Here is a 15,872-nt window from a genome sequence, read left to right as displayed (position 1 = left end):
CGACTTGTAAGGAGAGAAAAAAATGAAAAGTGTAAGATTACCATCGATGCTAGAAATCATAGTTCTTTTATTACTATTTCTTGCTGTTGTCTTTTCCTTCCAAACGATTTTTGATCTCCCAATTCAATTAGCGCTATTTATTTCATGGTTTTTAGTAATTGCGCTTGGATTAAGATTAGGATTTCGTTATCAAGAATTGCAAGATGCAATTACGAAAGGGATTTCTAACGGATTAGAAGCAATACTCATTTTAGTTGCAGTAGGTGCTTTAATTGGAACATGGATTGCTGGTGGCGTTGTACCAACATTAATCTATTATGGATTAGAATTTATTCACCCTAGCATATTCCTATTAGCAACATTAATTATTTGTTCGATCACTTCTATCGCGACAGGAACATCATGGGGAACAGTTGGAACAGCAGGTATTGCAATGATGGCGATTGGTGAAGGTCTTGGGTTACCATTACCACTTGTTGCTGGTGCAGTTCTTTCAGGTGCTTATTTCGGGGATAAATTATCGCCACTTTCTGATAGTACAGTACTTGCAGCATCTATGGCAAAAGTAGATGTTATTGCACACGTACGAGCTATGCTTGTATTAGACGTTCCAGCGTATATTATTACTAGCATTATGTTTACTGTAGCTGGTTGGATGTATGGCGGAGATAACGTAGATTTAAATCGAGTAGAATTTTTAAAGGAATCATTATTAAAACACTTTGATATTAAAATATGGATGTTAGTTCCGGCGATTATTGTCATTGTACTATTAGCAATGAAGAAGCCTTCTATGCCTACAATTGCAATGGGAGCTTTACTTGGCGCAATTTGGGCAACTGTTTTCCAAGGAATGCACTTTGGAGACGCAATTGGAACAGCATATAACGGATTCTCAATTCAATCAGGCGTTGAGTTTGTCGATAAGTTATTAAACCGTGGCGGAATTAACGGTATGCTCGGTTCAGTAGCCGTAATTATTTTCGGTTTAGGGTTTGGTGGATTACTTGAAAAATTAGGTGTTTTAAAAGTAATCGTATCAAAATTCGAAAAGAAATTAAATTCTGCTGGTAATGTAACATTATCTACATTAATCGTTGCATTTTTAGCGAACATATTTGGCTGTGCGATGTACGTATCACTTATTTTAACACCGAAAATTATGCAAGAAAGTTATGATAAACTAAAAATCGACCGCCGCGTATTAGCGCGTAACTCAGAAGTAGGTGGAACGTTAACTTCAGGTATGGTTCCATGGTCGGATAACGGTATTTTTATGGCTGGTATTTTAGGTGTTGCGACGATATCATACATTCCATTTATGTGGTTAAGCTTCGTATCGTTAATTTTAGCAGTTATTTACGGATATACAGGCAAGTTCATTTGGTATGTAGATGATGCTGAAAAAGGAAAAGAAGCATCATAAATAAAAAATCACCTTCTACGTGTTGTAGAAGGTGATTTTTTATTTTGTAATAGGAGTTGAAGAGGTTATCTCATCCTCATATTTAGCAATTTTTTGTTGTATCTTTTTCTGCTAATTGACGAACAAGTTCATATCCAATTCCTTTATTTGCACCTGTTATGAAAGCATATTTTTTCATATTGAATTCCTCCAGTATTGTTATAGTAGGTTACAAAGGAAAGAATACAACCTAAACTTAAGTTTAGGTCAAGAGGAGTTTTTAAAATAAATATAAAATATCTATTTATATGAGTGAGAATTCTTATCATTTAAAGGGAAGTCTGTTATTATAAGAAATGTAGGTATTATATTTTCAAGGGGATGAAAACATGGAGTACAGAATTGAAAGAGATACATTAGGAGAAATTAAAGTTCCAGCTGATAAATTATGGGCAGCACAAACACAACGCAGTAAAGAAAACTTCCCGATTGGAACAGAGCAAATGCCGCTTGAAATTGTAAAAGCATTTGCCATTTTAAAGAAGAGTGCAGCGCTTAGCAATCAAAAATTAGGAAAGCTATCAGAAGAAAAAGCAGAAGCAATTGTGACAGCAGCTGACGAAGTGATTGCAGGGAAATGGAATGAACATTTTCCACTTGTCGTATGGCAAACAGGTAGTGGTACGCAGTCAAACATGAATGTGAATGAAGTAATTGCAAACCGAGGGAATCAAATTTTGAAAGAGAAAGGATTTGACGTACATATTCATCCGAATGATGATGTGAACATGTCTCAAAGTTCAAATGATACTTTCCCAACTGCGCTTCATGTAGCATGTGTACTCGCAGTAGAAAATCACGTGTTACCAGCAATTACGAAATTAAAAGAAACGTTAGCAGAAAAAGTAAAAGCATTTGAACATATTATAAAAATTGGTCGTACACATTTACAAGATGCGACACCGTTAACATTAGGACAAGAAATTAGTGGATGGCACCGTATGCTTGAAAAAACAGAGCGTATGATTGCAGAGAGCAATACATATATGAAAGAGCTTGCGATTGGTGGTACTGCAGTTGGAACAGGTATAAACGCCCATCCTAAATTTGGTGAGATGGTATCTGAGGAAATTAGCCAATTTACAGGTAAGCAATTTATTTCTGCACCAAATAAATTCCATGCATTAACGAGTCATGATGAAGTTGTATATACGCATGGGGCATTAAAAGCATTAGCAGCGGATTTAATGAAAATCGCTAACGATGTGCGCTGGCTGGCAAGTGGTCCACGTAGTGGGCTAGGAGAAATTATTATTCCAGCAAATGAGCCAGGAAGCTCTATTATGCCAGGTAAAGTAAATCCAACGCAAAGTGAAGCGTTAACGATGGTTGTAGCACAAGTGATGGGAAATGACGCAACAATCGGATTTGCAGCGAGCCAAGGCAATTTTGAGTTAAATGTATTTAAACCTGTTATTGCATATAACTTCTTACAATCTGCTCACTTATTAGCAGATGCAATTGTTTCATTTAATGATAATTGTGCAGTTGGTATTGAAGCAGATGAAGAAGTCATTAAAGAGAATGTGAATCGTTCATTAATGCTTGTTACTGCATTAAACCCGCATATCGGATATGAAAATGCAGCGAAAATTGCAAAGCATGCTCATAAAGAAGGGCTAACTTTAAAAGAAGCAGCGCTGCAATCTGGACTAATAACAGAAGAACAATTTGATGAAATTGTCGATCCGAAAAAAATGATTGCTCCAAAAGAGTAATAAAAACGCCAAGATTCTTTGTTTAGAATCTTGGTTTTTTATTACTGTAAGTGCCAAAATATATTATTTGTTAGCAGACATATTCAATATTTTCATATGTGGGCAGTTTTCTTTTAAAAGTGCAATGAATTTTTCTTCTTCTTGTGGTACGAAAGTTGTCACAGAGTCGAATAAATTATAATGGATTTCTAATTGCTGTCTAGTCCATTTCTTTGAATGAAGTTTTTTATCAGAGTATTTAATGTGGCGAATATCTTCAAAGGGAATTTCAGTACGTAGTATGAAACCATGTTTTACGAAAAGAGATGATTCCGTTACGTTGTAGTGAGAGAAATAGAATGAAGAAAGATTCACGATATTTAGCAGCATCATGAGGGTGAAAAAAATAGATTTTTCATTTTGGAAAAATAGTGAAATGAAAAAAATCATGATAAATAATGTAATAAAAATGACGTGAAATGGATTTTTTTTCGCTTTAAATTTCAAGTTAGTCACCTCGGTATACGTGTACTTTAACTAAATTAAATCATAACATCGTAATAAAACGTGTGAATATGCATAATTGCATATTCACACGTTTTATTATTCATGTAAAATTTCTTGATGGGATAAATTCAAAAGAAGTTTTGTAATAGTGGAGTGGCATGAAGTGACTTACAAGAATAGAAAGATAGTGTTAGTCATAATTAGTTGTATGATGATTATGGGGAGTTGTGCTAATACATTTGTTGAAGATAGAAACCGAAAGCATACATTTGTACAAGCAAGTAAGGTTTTAGTTGAGACTGTAAATAGAATCTTTAAAAGATAAGGGTGTTTTCGTATACGGAAACACCTTTTTTGTAGTTAAAATTGAATGTACTTTCTCCCAATGTCCATATTCACTAATTGCATATGTATTTTGGGCAATTTGTTTAACAGTAAACCGAGGGTCGTGCAGAATAGTCATGTTTTGTTTCACATCCTATCGTAATTTATTTATTAAATACATTCGCTTTTTATTGCTTCATGTCCTTTTTAAAGAATATTTTATAGACATTTTTTATAAAGGTTTGAAAATAGGTAAACGAAACATTGAAATGTTTATTTCGTTTATGTTAAGATGATGAAGTGATAATAAACGTTATTGAAATTTGTTTATTTTAAAACGGACATTTTAAAGGAGTGTTTAGTATGAGCGATATTTCAGAGAAGTTTTGGGATGCGTCGGTAGAGGAATTGAAAAAAGGGTATGTGTTTGATGAGGAAACGGAAGAGTATATTTGTTTAGCTTGTGGAGAAACGTTTATTAAGGGTGTTATTTATCAAGATAATCAAGTTTTGTATGAAGCAGAGAAGTTTGTACAATTGCATGTGCAAAACGAACATACATCTATGTTTGACTATTTATTAAACCTTGATAAGAAGTATACGGGTTTAACGGATTTGCAAAAGAAGATGGTTCAGTTTTTCCATATGGGGCTGAATGATAAAGAGATTGTGAAAGAGATGGATGGGGGAAGTACTTCAACCATCCGCAATCATCGGTTTACACTTCGAGAGAAAATGAAGCAAGCGAAAGTGTTTTTAGCGTTAATGGAACTGTCAGAAGAAAAATCAAAAGTACAAACGAAATTTGTACCGATTCATAGAACAGCAACGATGGTAGATGATCGTTACAATATTACAGAAGAAGAAAATAATGAAGTATTAAAAACGCATTTTACAGAGGGATTAGATGGACCGCTTTCTAAATTTCCAAAAAAGCAAAAGCGTAAATTAATTATATTACGTCATTTAGTGACGAAGTTTGATAGTCATAAAAAGTACACTGAAAAAGAAGTAAATGCTATTATAGAAAGCGTATACCCGGATTTTGTAACTTTAAGAAGATATTTAATCGAATACGGGTTTTTAGATAGAACAGCTGATGGAAGCCAATATTGGGTGAAGTTATAATATAGGGAGAAGAAAATGAATAGAAGCACACCGTTATAACAACTATACAAAGAGATAGAAGTTGAAAAAAGATTTTTAATAAAAGGAGAAATGAAATTTGAAACCACCTACAGATAATAATAAAGAAGGTGCGGAGTCACAGAAGTTAAAAAGTGAGAGTAAACCGATTTGGAAATCGATGTCGATGTTTTTGGTACCGTTACTATTAAGTAATGTATTACAATCGGTTGGACAATTATTCGGTATGGTAGTAGTAGGAAGATGGCTTGGAGTGAATGATTTAGCGGCCATATCGGCATTCTTTCCTCTATTTTTCTTACTCGTTTCATTTGTAATTGGTATTGGTTCAGGTAGTTCTATTTTAATAGGTCAGGCATTTGGGGCAAAAAACGAAGATCGTTTAAAAGCGATTGTTGGTACGACGTTGACATTTACTTTTATTATTGGGGTTGTGTTGGCGATAGTAGGTAGTATTTTTGCGATGGATATTATGCGCCTTATGGGAACGCCAGAAAATATTATTGAAATAAGTGTACATTATGCACGTATTTTATTTATATCGATGCCAATCTTATTTTTATATTTCGCATACACAACGTTTATGAGAGGTACAGGAGATTCTAAAACGCCATTTTACTTTTTAATTGTAAGTACAGCGCTAAATATGATCTTATTACCAATCCTTATTTTTGGATGGTTAGGAGCTCCGAAATTAGACGTTTATGGAGCAGCCTATGCCTCTGTTATATCTACAGTTATTACGTTTATTGTCATGTTAGTGTATTTAAAGAAGAAAAATCACCCACTACAATTAGATAGTACGGTAAGAAAATATCTTCGAATGGATGGGGAGTTATTAAAGTTATTACTACGCCTCGGTATTCCAGCGAGTATTAATATGATATTAGTTTCATTATCTGAAATTGCGGTAATCGCGTTTGTAAATCGTTACGGTTCGGATGCAACAGCGGCATATGGCGTTGTGAACCAAGTTGCAAGTTATGTACAAATGCCAGCCGTTAGCCTTGGTATTACAGTCTCCATTTTTGCTGCACAATCAATTGGTGCGAATCAATTTGATCGATTGCAGAAAGTTGTGAAGGCTGGAATTATTATGAACTACGTCATCGGTGGTGTGCTAATATCTCTCATTTACTTGTTCTCAAGAGACATTCTAGCACTATTTTTAACGAGTCAAACTACAATTGAAATTGCTCATAGCCTAGTTATGATCACATTATGGAGTTATTTAATTTTCGGTCATGCGCAAATTATTAGTGCGACAATGCGAGCAAGCGGTACAGTATTATGGCCAACTGTTATTGGCGTCGTATCAATTTGGCTTGTTGAAGTACCTGTAGCGTATTACCTTTCTTACCATACAAGTCTTGGCATAGAAGGCATATGGATTGGATACCCAGCAGCATTTATTGTTAGCTTAATACTACAATATGCATATTATAAGCTTTCATGGCAGAAGAAACGAATTACACGATTAGTGAGTTAAATATTGAAAATGTCCCTAAGTTATTATACTTAGGGACATTTTTTGTAAGTGTAGGTTACAAATAGCTTTTTAAAGTAATATCAAAATGTTGTCTAATGAGTTTGTTATCACTCATATAAAACTCCCACGCTTTTTCTGGTTCACCGATAATTTCAAAAGATTCTTCTGTAATATATAAGGCACAATTATCCTCTAGTGCAATGCCTTCTATATTACCTTTATGATTTTGTAAAAAGGAATGGAAGGCATTCATTCTATTTAATTGATTATAATGTGGACAAAATCTTTTGTTCACAATACCCCAGCCGTTGCTCTCTATATAACCAGAACCTTCATAATCTGATCGGATACTAGATGTGAACCAGCACATAGCACCAGCGCTGTATCCTGCAATGAGCGTTCCTTGCTCAAGAGCCAATAGTAATTTTTCATCGAGTTTATGTTCTTTCCATTCTGTAACCATTTGAATATAGTTCCCGCCACCGAGATAAATTAAATCAGCAGACTGAATCATTTCGTCTATTTCATATTTAGAAGGTGTATCGGCTATAATACGTAAAATTTGTACGTCACAGTGTAATTGTTTTTCGAATGTGTCTAAAAATAATTTTATATAGCTTTCATCATCATGACTAGCTGTAGGAATGAATAATACTTTCGGATATTGTTTATTTGTTAATTCTATAAGTCGCTCATTAATAGGCGAGTGATTGGAATCTTGTAAATCACCGCCACCAATGACAGCTAATTTCATAGTAAAGCACCACCTAATCATTTTCGTTATATAAAAATTCGATAGAAGAGAGTTACATTCCTTCTGTGATGTAATGATTAAGTAGAAAATATAGTTTAAATATATCGGAATAGTAAAGCAAAGGCTGGTTATATTGGGAAATGAATTAGAAACAATTTATTAATATATAATACTTCATACTATTGTTTCAAAATATGGAAACAATATGTTTAAATGGATATAAAGAAGCATGTATTCATATTGAATGAGTGCTTATCCTTTAAAAAAGAATTGGAAATAATAGAGATTTTACAAATGAGTTTTTACTTTTAATAGGAAGTTGTATTACAATATGGTAAAATTATTTCAATATATTTATTTAATATAAAAATACAAAGAGGGAGCGTGAAAAAAGTGGATTTTCGATTTGAATTTACAACGAAGGTGAAGGAATACTTGGATGATGAGAAGGATGAAAAAATAATAAAAGATGGACATAGAGATATCATTTTTCAGTATTTATATCCGCTAGAGAGTGAAATTGGTATTTATAAAAATCCTAACTTTACTTTTTTTGCATCAGGAAGACGCTCACATATCGTATTAGAAAACATTGAATTTAAAACAGAGGTAAATGTAAAAAGTAACATCATTGAAATTACAAAAATAGTGGATAATGTCGTTATCCCGTTAGATACTATCGTAGCGAAAGATCGGGAATTGTTTGCACTTGGACGTAATGAGAAGTTTAGTGTACAAATATTAGAGCAGTATCTCTTTGATACATTTGGTGAAAAATTAGGTTTAAAATGAATGGAATTGCCTATGATAGGTAGTTCATTTTTGTATATATCATTTATGTTTGACCTTTCATGTAATTTGTACTACAATTCGTAGTGTGAAAGGAGCCGCATTATGTTTACTCAAAACTATAAGCTAAATGAGCAAGGGTTAAACCATTTCTTTGGACCGCTTGAAGCGAAAATTATGGAGATTGTTTGGTCTAGCGAGGGTATTACGATTAAAGAAGTACAGCAGAAATTAAGTGAAGAATCACCTGTGAATTTTAATACTGTTATGACAGTTATGAACAGGTTAGTAGAGAAATTACATTTAGAAAAACAGACTGTGAAAAGAAGTGGCGTATATCGTGCTGTACAAACAAAAGAAGAATTCTTATCCAATCAAACGAAGAAAATGACACAGGAATTGATGGGGGAATTTGGAGATTTAGTTGTAAATCATATGCTAGATGAGTTAGAGCAGGCTGATCCGACTTTAATAAAAAAGTTAGAAGATAAATTGAGTCAGTTAAAAAAAGAGGATTAATGAAATGAAATGGCAAATGCGTAAAATCGTATTGTTAACAGTAATTGTTAGTACCCTTTTTTTTAGCATGTTATTGTATTACGTTACATATCCATTTCTTTTTCAAAATAAGGCGTTCTTTCTTTCGAATTTTTGCTTGTTTCAGTTAGAAAAACATATGAAAGAATTATCGCTCATTCGTATTATAATTGCTGGATTTCTACTACTTACTGTGTTTATCGTGTGCAAAAGAATATGGCGACAATTTTTCGATACTAAAAGATTACAAAAAGTACTTATCGCCTTCGTTCGAAAAGGAAAACAAATATATATATTGCCGACTGCGGAAGTTGCGGCATTTACAATTGGATTATTTCGTCCGAAAGTTGTCGTGTCAGAAGGGATGCTTCAAACATTTTCAGATGAAGAAATGGATGCGATTATTTTTCATGAAGAATATCATCAAAACAATCGAGATCCGCTAAAATTATTTTGTTTTACGTTATTAGCAGAAGGAATGATATACATCCCGATATTAAAAGGGCTATTGCAGCGCTATCATGTGTATCAGGAGTTAGCTGCAGATAAGTATGCAATGCGGAAAATGAAATCTAAATTCGAGTTAGGAAGCGCATTATTAAAATTAATTAAAATAAAGACAATGGAAAATCGATGTGTGACAGCTTCATTTGCAAAAACAGCAATAAATTTACGAATTGAGCAAGTGCTAAATGAAAAAGTTGTTAAACTTAATATTCCATTACATACGAATTCGGTATATGTAACAGTAGGTTTATTCTGTATGTCGATTGTACTGATTGTTGGAGAGTGCATATAGCCTCTTTTTTTAAGAATTAACACTACTTATTGTAGTGTTTTAGGGGGAATAAAATGAATGCAGCAGATTTAACAATTTGGCTGGTAGTAGGGGCAGGAGTATTGTCATTTATATCACCGTGCTCTTTACCGCTATATCCATCTTATTTATCTTATATTACAGGTGTGTCTATTCAAGATTTAAAAGAAAATCGTGGGATTATGCAAAAATCAGCGATTATACATACCGTATTTTTTATGATTGGATTTTCGGTTATATTTTACGCGTTAGGTTTATCGGTAAGCTGGATTGGAATCACATTTTCATCTAACCAAAAATTGATTCAACAAATTGGTGGGATTTTTATTGTTTTAATGGGGCTATTTATGACGGGCTTGTTTCAGCCGAAGTGGCTTATGGCAGAGAAAAAGGTGCAGTATAGAAGTAAATCGACTGGATATATTCGCTCGATTTTAGTCGGTATGACATATGCAGCGGGTTGGACTCCATGTGTTGGACCGATATTTTCAGCTGTACTCATGCTTGGTGCGACGAATCCTGAAGGGGCACTTCTTTATATTACAGCGTATACGCTTGGATTTGCGGTTCCATTTTTCGTGATGGCATTCTTTATTGGAAAGATAAAATGGATTGTTACATATGCCAATGTCATGATGAAAATTGGCGGTGGAATGATGATTGTAACAGGTATTTTATTGTATACAAATCAAATGACGAAAATTACAGCATTCTTTATTCGTCTATTCGGTGGATTTACAGGTTTTTAAAAATGAGGAGGAAAAAAAGTGAAGAAACTAATTGCGATTATACTGGCCGGAGCATTAATTTGGGCCGGAGTTAATTTTTATAATTCAAAGAAAGAAGAAAAAGAAAGAAAAGCGAAACAAGCGGAATTACAGAAAACAGAAGTATTACCACAAGTAGGGTTTAAAGCACCAGACATAACATTAAAAGGATTAGACGGGAAGCTGCACTCATTAAATGATGCAAAAGGAAAACCATATCTTATTAATTTTTGGGCATCATGGTGCGGTCCATGTGAAATGGAGGCACCAGACTTAGTTCGTATGTATGATAAATATAAAAAAGATGTTGAAATTTTTGCGGTAAATGCAACAATAGGAGATCCAGTGCAAGAAGCGAGCGCTTTTGCGGATCGTCACGGATTTAAGTTTCCTGTTTTACTAGATATGGACGGAGTAGCCGGATTAGATTATAAAGTATTTTCTTTACCAACGACATTTTTTGTTAATAAAGATGGAATTATCGTAGAGCAAGTACGAGGTGTATTACCTCCAGATCAATTAGAAGAGAAGTTTAAGAAATTAATTGAGAGTTAAGAGGGGATTTTGTATTGATGGAGTGGATCGTGAGGTTACAACCCGTATCTCTTATAATTGGAAGTCTATTTGGATTTATGTTGATGAAACGAAAGATGAAGAGCGAAAGTGTACCATACGAAAAAATGATGGATGCAGTAACAAATGCTTTTCTTATCATCATATTTGTATGGAAATTTGCACCGGCAATTTTAAATCCAGTATGGGCTATTAGGTCGCCACTGCAAGCGTTATTAGCTGTAGGAAGTATGCAGCATATTATAGCAGGATGTGTAATTGCGATTATATACATTGCTTGGAGAAGTAAAAAGGAACAATTTTCACTTCGTATTTTACTTGATACATTGCCTATTGGACTATGTATGAGTATTATTTTTTATTTTCTATTCCACCAAAAAATAGGTGTACAAACGACATTGCCTTGGGGAATGAAAATATATGAATCTAAATTTTTATATCACCCTATTTTCGCATACGAGATCATACTTGCCCTTTGCATAATGTGCTTGTTATGGATGAAAAATGAACGGCTCGGAAATGGAAAGAATATAAGTGTTTTTCTAATTGTTGAGGGGTTTGCTCATATCATTATTTCGCTTATTAGTGAACAGAATTCGGTTCTATTTGGTTTATCGATGCAGCAAATACTAAGTTTTTGTGTTATGAGTTTAGGAATTTTGTTCGTGCCGAAAAAATAAAAATAGCCATGTACGGAATGAATCCGTATGTGGCTATTTTTATTACCTATATTAAAAAATCGGCGGAGTAACAGAAAATAAAACAATGGCATTTTTCTCGAATTGATTTACCCATTTATGTTTTAAATAAGCGGGTATTTTTACGCTATCACCAGTTTCTAATATGTATGCTTCTTCATTTAAATGTAATGTGATTTTCCCTTCTAATACAAATGCTAATTCTTCACCTTTATGTTCTAGTACATTTTCTGATGAAGCTGTATTCGGCGGGACGGTCATAATCGCTGTTGCTAAATTACCTGTGAAATTAGGTGATAGCATTTCATATGATAAATTATCGATAATCATTTTTTTTCGTTTATGAGAACGTACAATTAAATCGTCTGTATTTGTATCTTCAAGTAAAAAGCTAAAAGTTGGAACATCAAGAGCTTTAGCCAGCACTTTTAATGTTTGGATAGAAGGGTTAGCAGATCCGCGTTCAATTTGACTTAACATAGATGGTGTAATATCGGCCATCTTTGCTAGATCTTTACTAGTTAAGCCCTTTTCTTTTCTTTGTTTTTCAATCTTTTTACCAATATCTATATTTTCCATAATGAAAATCTCCTTACTGATTATTAAATTATATTTAAATAAATTAAATTAAAATTAACTAAAGTGAATGATTTATGTTAAACTATATTAAAATTAATTTAATTATAATTTATTAAATCGTAAGCTACAAGGTGATGAGGAGGAAGAGAAATGAAGGAAATAGAGAAATTAAAAGAGAAATATCCATTATTAAATAAATTAATCAAAACAGAAGAAGTGTTTTGGGTGAATCCGAACATGGAAAAGTATGAAACGGCGATAAAAGATTCCGCACTGAATGACGAAAATGTAAAAGATGCGGAAGAAAGATTAAAGCGCTTTGCACCATATATTGCGAAAGTTTTTCCTGAAACGAAAGAGACGAAAGGCATAATTGAATCACCTTTAGTGAAAATCCCTTCTATGAAACAAGCTTTAGAGAAAAATTACGAGCAACCTATTTTAGGAGAATTATTATTAAAATGTGATAGTCATCTTCCGATATCAGGATCAATTAAAGCTAGAGGCGGGATTTATGAAGTGTTGAAACATGCTGAACAATTAGCTTTGCAGCAAGGTATGTTAACAGAAGAAGATGATTATTCCATTTTAGATAGTGATACATGTAGAGAGTTTTTTGCCAAATATTCAATCGCGGTAGGTTCAACAGGGAACTTAGGATTGAGCATTGGAATTATGAGTGCGAAACTAGGTTTTAACGTAACGGTTCATATGTCAGCAGACGCGAAACAATGGAAAAAAGATTTATTAAGAAGTAAAGGTGTAAATGTTATTGAATATGAAGCTGATTATAGTAAAGCTGTAGAAGAGGGGCGCCAGCAAGCAGATGCAGATCCTAGTTGTTATTTTGTAGATGATGAAAACTCACATGATTTATTTTTAGGATACGCAGTAGCGGCATCGCGTTTACAAAAACAATTAGAAGAGTTAGAGATTGTAGTGGATGAAGAGCATCCTTTATTCGTTTATCTGCCATGCGGAGTAGGTGGCGGACCTGGCGGAGTCGCATTTGGTTTAAAGTTATTGTATAAAGACAACGTACACTGTTTCTTTGCAGAGCCAACACATTCTCCATGTATGTTACTCGGGTTAATGACAGGACTTCATGATAAAATTGCCGTTCAAGATATCGGAATTGATAATATAACAGACGCGGACGGACTTGCGGTAGGAAGGCCGTCTGGATTTGTTGGTAAAACGATGGAACCATTTTTGAGTGGGGATTACACAGTAAGTGATGAAGAATTGTATAGGTTGTTAAAAGAGTTAGCTGATACGGAAAATATTTATTTAGAGCCTTCTGCATTAGCTGGTATGATAGGACCAGTAAAAGTATGTAAAGAAGATGCGTATTTACAAGAGAAACAGTTAATGGAGAAGATGAAAAAAGGTACTCATATTGTATGGGGAACGGGCGGTAGTATGGTTCCAGAAGATGTGATGAATGGGTATTATAAAACAGGTGAGGCATTAATGTATAAATAAAAATGAGGCTGTAAATAGCCTCATTTTTATTTATAGGGCATATCTAAAAAAGCATGAATGAATATGGGGAGGAGTAGATTATTATTACGAGTGTAAATAAAGGCATAAAGCAAATGTCCGGCCAGACCAGCTCCTACCCAATCCCCAATTCCTTGAGAGGTGTCACCTAAAATAATCGGCATAAATGAATGGGCAATTCCAAAGCATGCACATGTAAGAAATGTACCCCAAAATTTACCTAGTAACACAACTAATCTTGGCCAAAGATATCCTCTAAATATAATTTCCTCTTCAAAACCGATATTAATTATATAGTAGTAAAGGAAATAAAACATTTCTAATTGAAATCCATTTATTTTTTCGTATTTATATACGTATATAAACAAAAGAAAAGCTCCGATTAAGAGAGAAGATTTCAATCCTTTTTTTCTAAAACCAATACTTGATAACGTTTGTTTCGATCTTTTAAGAATAATAAATAATAGAATTGCGATAGGTATTTGGTGCAAAGTAATTCCTAAAACAGCATAAAGGCGCGGATGTGAGATTGGAAAGTATGAATTTTTCATTAATGGAGAATACCAAAAGTTCATTAGAAAATAAAAGTATGCTAAATAAATAGCGATAAAGAAAATGGCGATTAGGCCATCTTTTTTGTTTAAAAACTGAAATATTTCACCTTGGAATATACTTCTTTTTAAAGTAGATAATTTGCTAGAGAACATTTTTAATCGTTCCAATCCATTATAAAGTTATATAGATAGTTTAACATATACAACTTCACAGAGAGTGGTATTGTTTTGAAAAAAATGTAAAAATTTAATCCGGATGATTGTAAAGTGTGTGAAAGGAAGACTTGTATTATTATAAATTCTTTGTTATTTTCGCATTAGTTCATTATAGTATAGATATAAAGAACTAATATCAAATAAATACAACAAAAAGCTTTATTTTACATAATAAGAGGATGTGTATACGATGTCATTACAGACTAAATATATAGCGGGTATTTCGCTTGGGGTTATGGGGGTAGGTTTTGCGGCTTCTATTCCTTTTCAAGGATCGGTAGCTGGTGAGATTATTCAAGGTGGATTTGAAGCTGGGTTAGTTGGTGGACTTGCGGATTGGTTCGCAGTTACAGCATTATTCCGTCACCCGATGGGAATTCCAATTCCGCATACAGCTTTGTTACCGAAAAACCGTAAACGAGTAACGAAAGGGCTCATCAATACGTTAGAAAATGAGTGGCTAACGAAAGAAAGTATTACGAATAAAGTAAAAGAAATGCAACTAGCACAAATGGTGCTGCAAATTGCTGAGAGAGAAATGCAGTCTGATGCTGTGAAAAAAGGGATTGTAACGATTGCGGAGAAAGCGATTGTTTCAATAGATACGGAAAAATTAGCGGTTATTATTGAAAAAGAATTAAAAACATATTTGCATACAATGAATACAAGTAACATTTTACAAGTGCTTGTTGATCAATTAGTTGTGCAAGAATATGATGAAAAGACACTTGATTACATATTAGTAAAAGTGAAAGACTGGACAGCGCAAGATGAAGCGCGTTACCAACTCGGAAGCTTAGGTATGAAGGCGATGGAAAATATAAAAGTAGATGGATTCTTGCAGTTTACTTTGAAATCATTTATGAATATTGTAGATGAAGATAAAATTGGCGGCATTTTGCAGAAGTTTATTATTAGTAATATTAACAGCTTACAAGATGCTGATAATAGCACGAGACAACTTATATTAGCGAAAATTCGTCAAGAAATTATAAATGTAAAAGAAAATGAAGCGTTACTACAAGAATTAGAAAAGTGGAAAGAAAAATGGATTGCCAATTGGAACGCTACTGACAAAATTAAAGAGATGCTGGAACAAGTGCAGCAAAAAGCAGTTGCCTTTGTAAACAATGAAGTATTTGCGGATAAGTATGTTATTCCATTTTTACAAAAACAAATGAATAAAATAAAAGATGACGAAGTGACTGTTCAAAAAATAGAAGATTGGTTACAAAAACAAGTTGTGAAGCTTGTTGAGAATAACCATTCGAAAATCGGAAAGCTTGTGCAAGAAAATCTTGATAAGTTAGATGATAAAACGTTAATTGAAATGATTGAAAATAACGTCGGTAAAGATTTGCAATGGATCCGAGTAAACGGAGCTGTTTGCGGATTTATGATTGGCTTAGTGTTAGAGGGAATTAAAGCGATTATATGAGAAAAACCTTCCGCAATTG

At 33.6% G+C, this 15,872-nt stretch carries 16 protein-coding genes and 1 pseudogene; 12 read left to right on the top strand and 5 right to left on the bottom strand.

Annotation, left to right across the window (positions count from 1 at the left end):
• The first annotated feature begins 22 nt into the window (after positions 1-22).
• Positions 23-1,426 carry a Na+/H+ antiporter NhaC gene (nhaC, locus tag QCI73_RS18370; protein ID WP_327923122.1) on the top strand — a complete coding sequence of 468 codons (1,404 nt, stop codon included), beginning with the start codon at positions 23-25 and terminating at the stop codon, positions 1,424-1,426.
• Between the two features lie 100 nt (positions 1,427-1,526).
• Here the strand turns inward: nhaC and QCI73_RS18365 are convergent.
• Positions 1,527-1,604: pseudogene (locus QCI73_RS18365) on the bottom strand (SDR family NAD(P)-dependent oxidoreductase); the annotation flags it as partial.
• Between the two features lie 190 nt (positions 1,605-1,794).
• On the opposite strand from QCI73_RS18365, the gene fumC reads away from it, so the two are divergent.
• A complete protein-coding gene (gene fumC, locus QCI73_RS18360; protein WP_353823502.1) occupies positions 1,795-3,183 on the top strand; it encodes a class II fumarate hydratase in 1,389 nt (462 codons plus the stop codon).
• Positions 3,184-3,246: 63 nt separating this feature from the next.
• Here fumC and QCI73_RS18355 read toward each other — a convergent pair whose 3' ends face one another.
• Positions 3,247-3,669 carry a PH domain-containing protein gene (locus QCI73_RS18355; protein ID WP_353823501.1) on the bottom strand — a complete coding sequence of 141 codons (423 nt, stop codon included), beginning with the start codon at positions 3,667-3,669 and terminating at the stop codon, positions 3,247-3,249.
• A 687-nt stretch (positions 3,670-4,356) separates the two neighbouring features.
• Between QCI73_RS18355 and QCI73_RS18350 the strand changes: the two genes are divergently transcribed.
• Together QCI73_RS18350 and QCI73_RS18345 are read left to right on the top strand one after the other, a co-directional pair.
• The gene (locus tag QCI73_RS18350) at positions 4,357-5,121 is read left to right on the top strand and encodes a DUF2087 domain-containing protein (RefSeq protein ID WP_353823500.1); all 765 of its coding nucleotides are present in this window, start codon (positions 4,357-4,359) and stop codon (positions 5,119-5,121) included.
• 97 nt (positions 5,122-5,218) lie between these two features.
• Positions 5,219-6,628, top strand: a complete 1,410-nt coding sequence (locus QCI73_RS18345; protein ID WP_353823499.1) for an MATE family efflux transporter — start codon at positions 5,219-5,221, stop codon at positions 6,626-6,628.
• 55 nt (positions 6,629-6,683) lie between these two features.
• Here QCI73_RS18345 and QCI73_RS18340 read toward each other — a convergent pair whose 3' ends face one another.
• Complete coding sequence (locus QCI73_RS18340) at positions 6,684-7,382, bottom strand: peptidase E (protein ID WP_353823498.1); 699 nt, start codon at positions 7,380-7,382, stop codon at positions 6,684-6,686.
• Positions 7,383-7,775: 393 nt separating this feature from the next.
• On the opposite strand from QCI73_RS18340, the gene QCI73_RS18335 reads away from it, so the two are divergent.
• The 6 genes from QCI73_RS18335 (at position 7,776) to QCI73_RS18310 (ending at position 11,545) form a co-directional block, all read left to right on the top strand.
• A complete protein-coding gene (locus QCI73_RS18335) occupies positions 7,776-8,174 on the top strand; it encodes a DUF3942 family protein (RefSeq protein WP_001983153.1) in 399 nt (132 codons plus the stop codon).
• 102 nt (positions 8,175-8,276) lie between these two features.
• Complete coding sequence (locus tag QCI73_RS18330) at positions 8,277-8,690, top strand: BlaI/MecI/CopY family transcriptional regulator (protein WP_353823497.1); 414 nt, start codon at positions 8,277-8,279, stop codon at positions 8,688-8,690.
• A 4-nt stretch (positions 8,691-8,694) separates the two neighbouring features.
• Positions 8,695-9,507, top strand: coding sequence for a M56 family metallopeptidase (locus tag QCI73_RS18325; protein WP_327923127.1), 813 nt, complete (start codon positions 8,695-8,697; stop codon positions 9,505-9,507).
• A 53-nt stretch (positions 9,508-9,560) separates the two neighbouring features.
• Positions 9,561-10,274 carry a cytochrome c-type biogenesis protein CcdA gene (gene ccdA / locus QCI73_RS18320; RefSeq protein WP_029440811.1) on the top strand — a complete coding sequence of 238 codons (714 nt, stop codon included), beginning with the start codon at positions 9,561-9,563 and terminating at the stop codon, positions 10,272-10,274.
• Positions 10,275-10,292: 18 nt separating this feature from the next.
• On the top strand, positions 10,293-10,847 hold the full coding sequence (locus QCI73_RS18315) for a TlpA family protein disulfide reductase (RefSeq protein WP_074610808.1): 555 nt from the start codon (positions 10,293-10,295) through the stop codon (positions 10,845-10,847).
• Positions 10,848-10,864: 17 nt separating this feature from the next.
• Positions 10,865-11,545 carry a prolipoprotein diacylglyceryl transferase family protein gene (locus tag QCI73_RS18310; protein WP_353823496.1) on the top strand — a complete coding sequence of 227 codons (681 nt, stop codon included), beginning with the start codon at positions 10,865-10,867 and terminating at the stop codon, positions 11,543-11,545.
• Positions 11,546-11,596: 51 nt separating this feature from the next.
• On the opposite strand, the gene QCI73_RS18305 is transcribed toward QCI73_RS18310, so the two are convergent.
• Positions 11,597-12,142: a helix-turn-helix domain-containing protein gene (locus QCI73_RS18305; RefSeq protein WP_353823495.1), complete on the bottom strand. Its 546-nt coding sequence runs from the start codon at positions 12,140-12,142 to the stop codon at positions 11,597-11,599.
• Between the two features lie 150 nt (positions 12,143-12,292).
• Here QCI73_RS18305 and dsdA point away from each other — a divergent pair, with 150 nt between their 5' ends.
• Positions 12,293-13,627 (top strand): D-serine ammonia-lyase, encoded by a 1,335-nt coding sequence (gene dsdA, locus QCI73_RS18300; protein WP_353823494.1) that lies wholly within the window; start codon positions 12,293-12,295, stop codon positions 13,625-13,627.
• 26 nt (positions 13,628-13,653) lie between these two features.
• Here dsdA and QCI73_RS18295 read toward each other — a convergent pair whose 3' ends face one another.
• Positions 13,654-14,352: a CPBP family intramembrane glutamic endopeptidase gene (locus tag QCI73_RS18295; protein ID WP_262725935.1), complete on the bottom strand. Its 699-nt coding sequence runs from the start codon at positions 14,350-14,352 to the stop codon at positions 13,654-13,656.
• Between the two features lie 253 nt (positions 14,353-14,605).
• Between QCI73_RS18295 and QCI73_RS18290 the strand changes: the two genes are divergently transcribed.
• Positions 14,606-15,853, top strand: coding sequence for a DUF445 domain-containing protein (locus QCI73_RS18290; RefSeq protein ID WP_353823493.1), 1,248 nt, complete (start codon positions 14,606-14,608; stop codon positions 15,851-15,853).
• The last annotated feature ends 19 nt before the right edge of the window (positions 15,854-15,872 follow it).

It is taken from the genome of Bacillus cereus group sp. MG16 (genome assembly GCF_040459875.1).
GTDB lineage: Bacteria > Bacillota > Bacilli > Bacillales > Bacillaceae_G > Bacillus_A > Bacillus_A paranthracis.
Note: the sequence above shows the minus strand (reverse complement) of the source record. Positions and strands in the feature narration are given on the sequence as shown.

Coding starts and splice junctions, on each gene's coding strand:
- QCI73_RS18310 (WP_353823496.1), top strand. CDS start 10,865: ATGGAGTGGATCGTGAGGTTACAACCCGTATCTCTTATAATTGGAAGT.
- nhaC (WP_327923122.1), top strand. CDS start 23: ATGAAAAGTGTAAGATTACCATCGATGCTAGAAATCATAGTTCTTTTA.
- QCI73_RS18290 (WP_353823493.1), top strand. CDS start 14,606: ATGTCATTACAGACTAAATATATAGCGGGTATTTCGCTTGGGGTTATG.
- QCI73_RS18305 (WP_353823495.1), bottom strand. CDS start 12,142: ATGGAAAATATAGATATTGGTAAAAAGATTGAAAAACAAAGAAAAGAA.
- QCI73_RS18295 (WP_262725935.1), bottom strand. CDS start 14,352: ATGTTCTCTAGCAAATTATCTACTTTAAAAAGAAGTATATTCCAAGGT.
- fumC (WP_353823502.1), top strand. CDS start 1,795: ATGGAGTACAGAATTGAAAGAGATACATTAGGAGAAATTAAAGTTCCA.
- dsdA (WP_353823494.1), top strand. CDS start 12,293: ATGAAGGAAATAGAGAAATTAAAAGAGAAATATCCATTATTAAATAAA.
- QCI73_RS18330 (WP_353823497.1), top strand. CDS start 8,277: ATGTTTACTCAAAACTATAAGCTAAATGAGCAAGGGTTAAACCATTTC.
- QCI73_RS18350 (WP_353823500.1), top strand. CDS start 4,357: ATGAGCGATATTTCAGAGAAGTTTTGGGATGCGTCGGTAGAGGAATTG.
- ccdA (WP_029440811.1), top strand. CDS start 9,561: ATGAATGCAGCAGATTTAACAATTTGGCTGGTAGTAGGGGCAGGAGTA.
- QCI73_RS18340 (WP_353823498.1), bottom strand. CDS start 7,382: ATGAAATTAGCTGTCATTGGTGGCGGTGATTTACAAGATTCCAATCAC.
- QCI73_RS18325 (WP_327923127.1), top strand. CDS start 8,695: ATGAAATGGCAAATGCGTAAAATCGTATTGTTAACAGTAATTGTTAGT.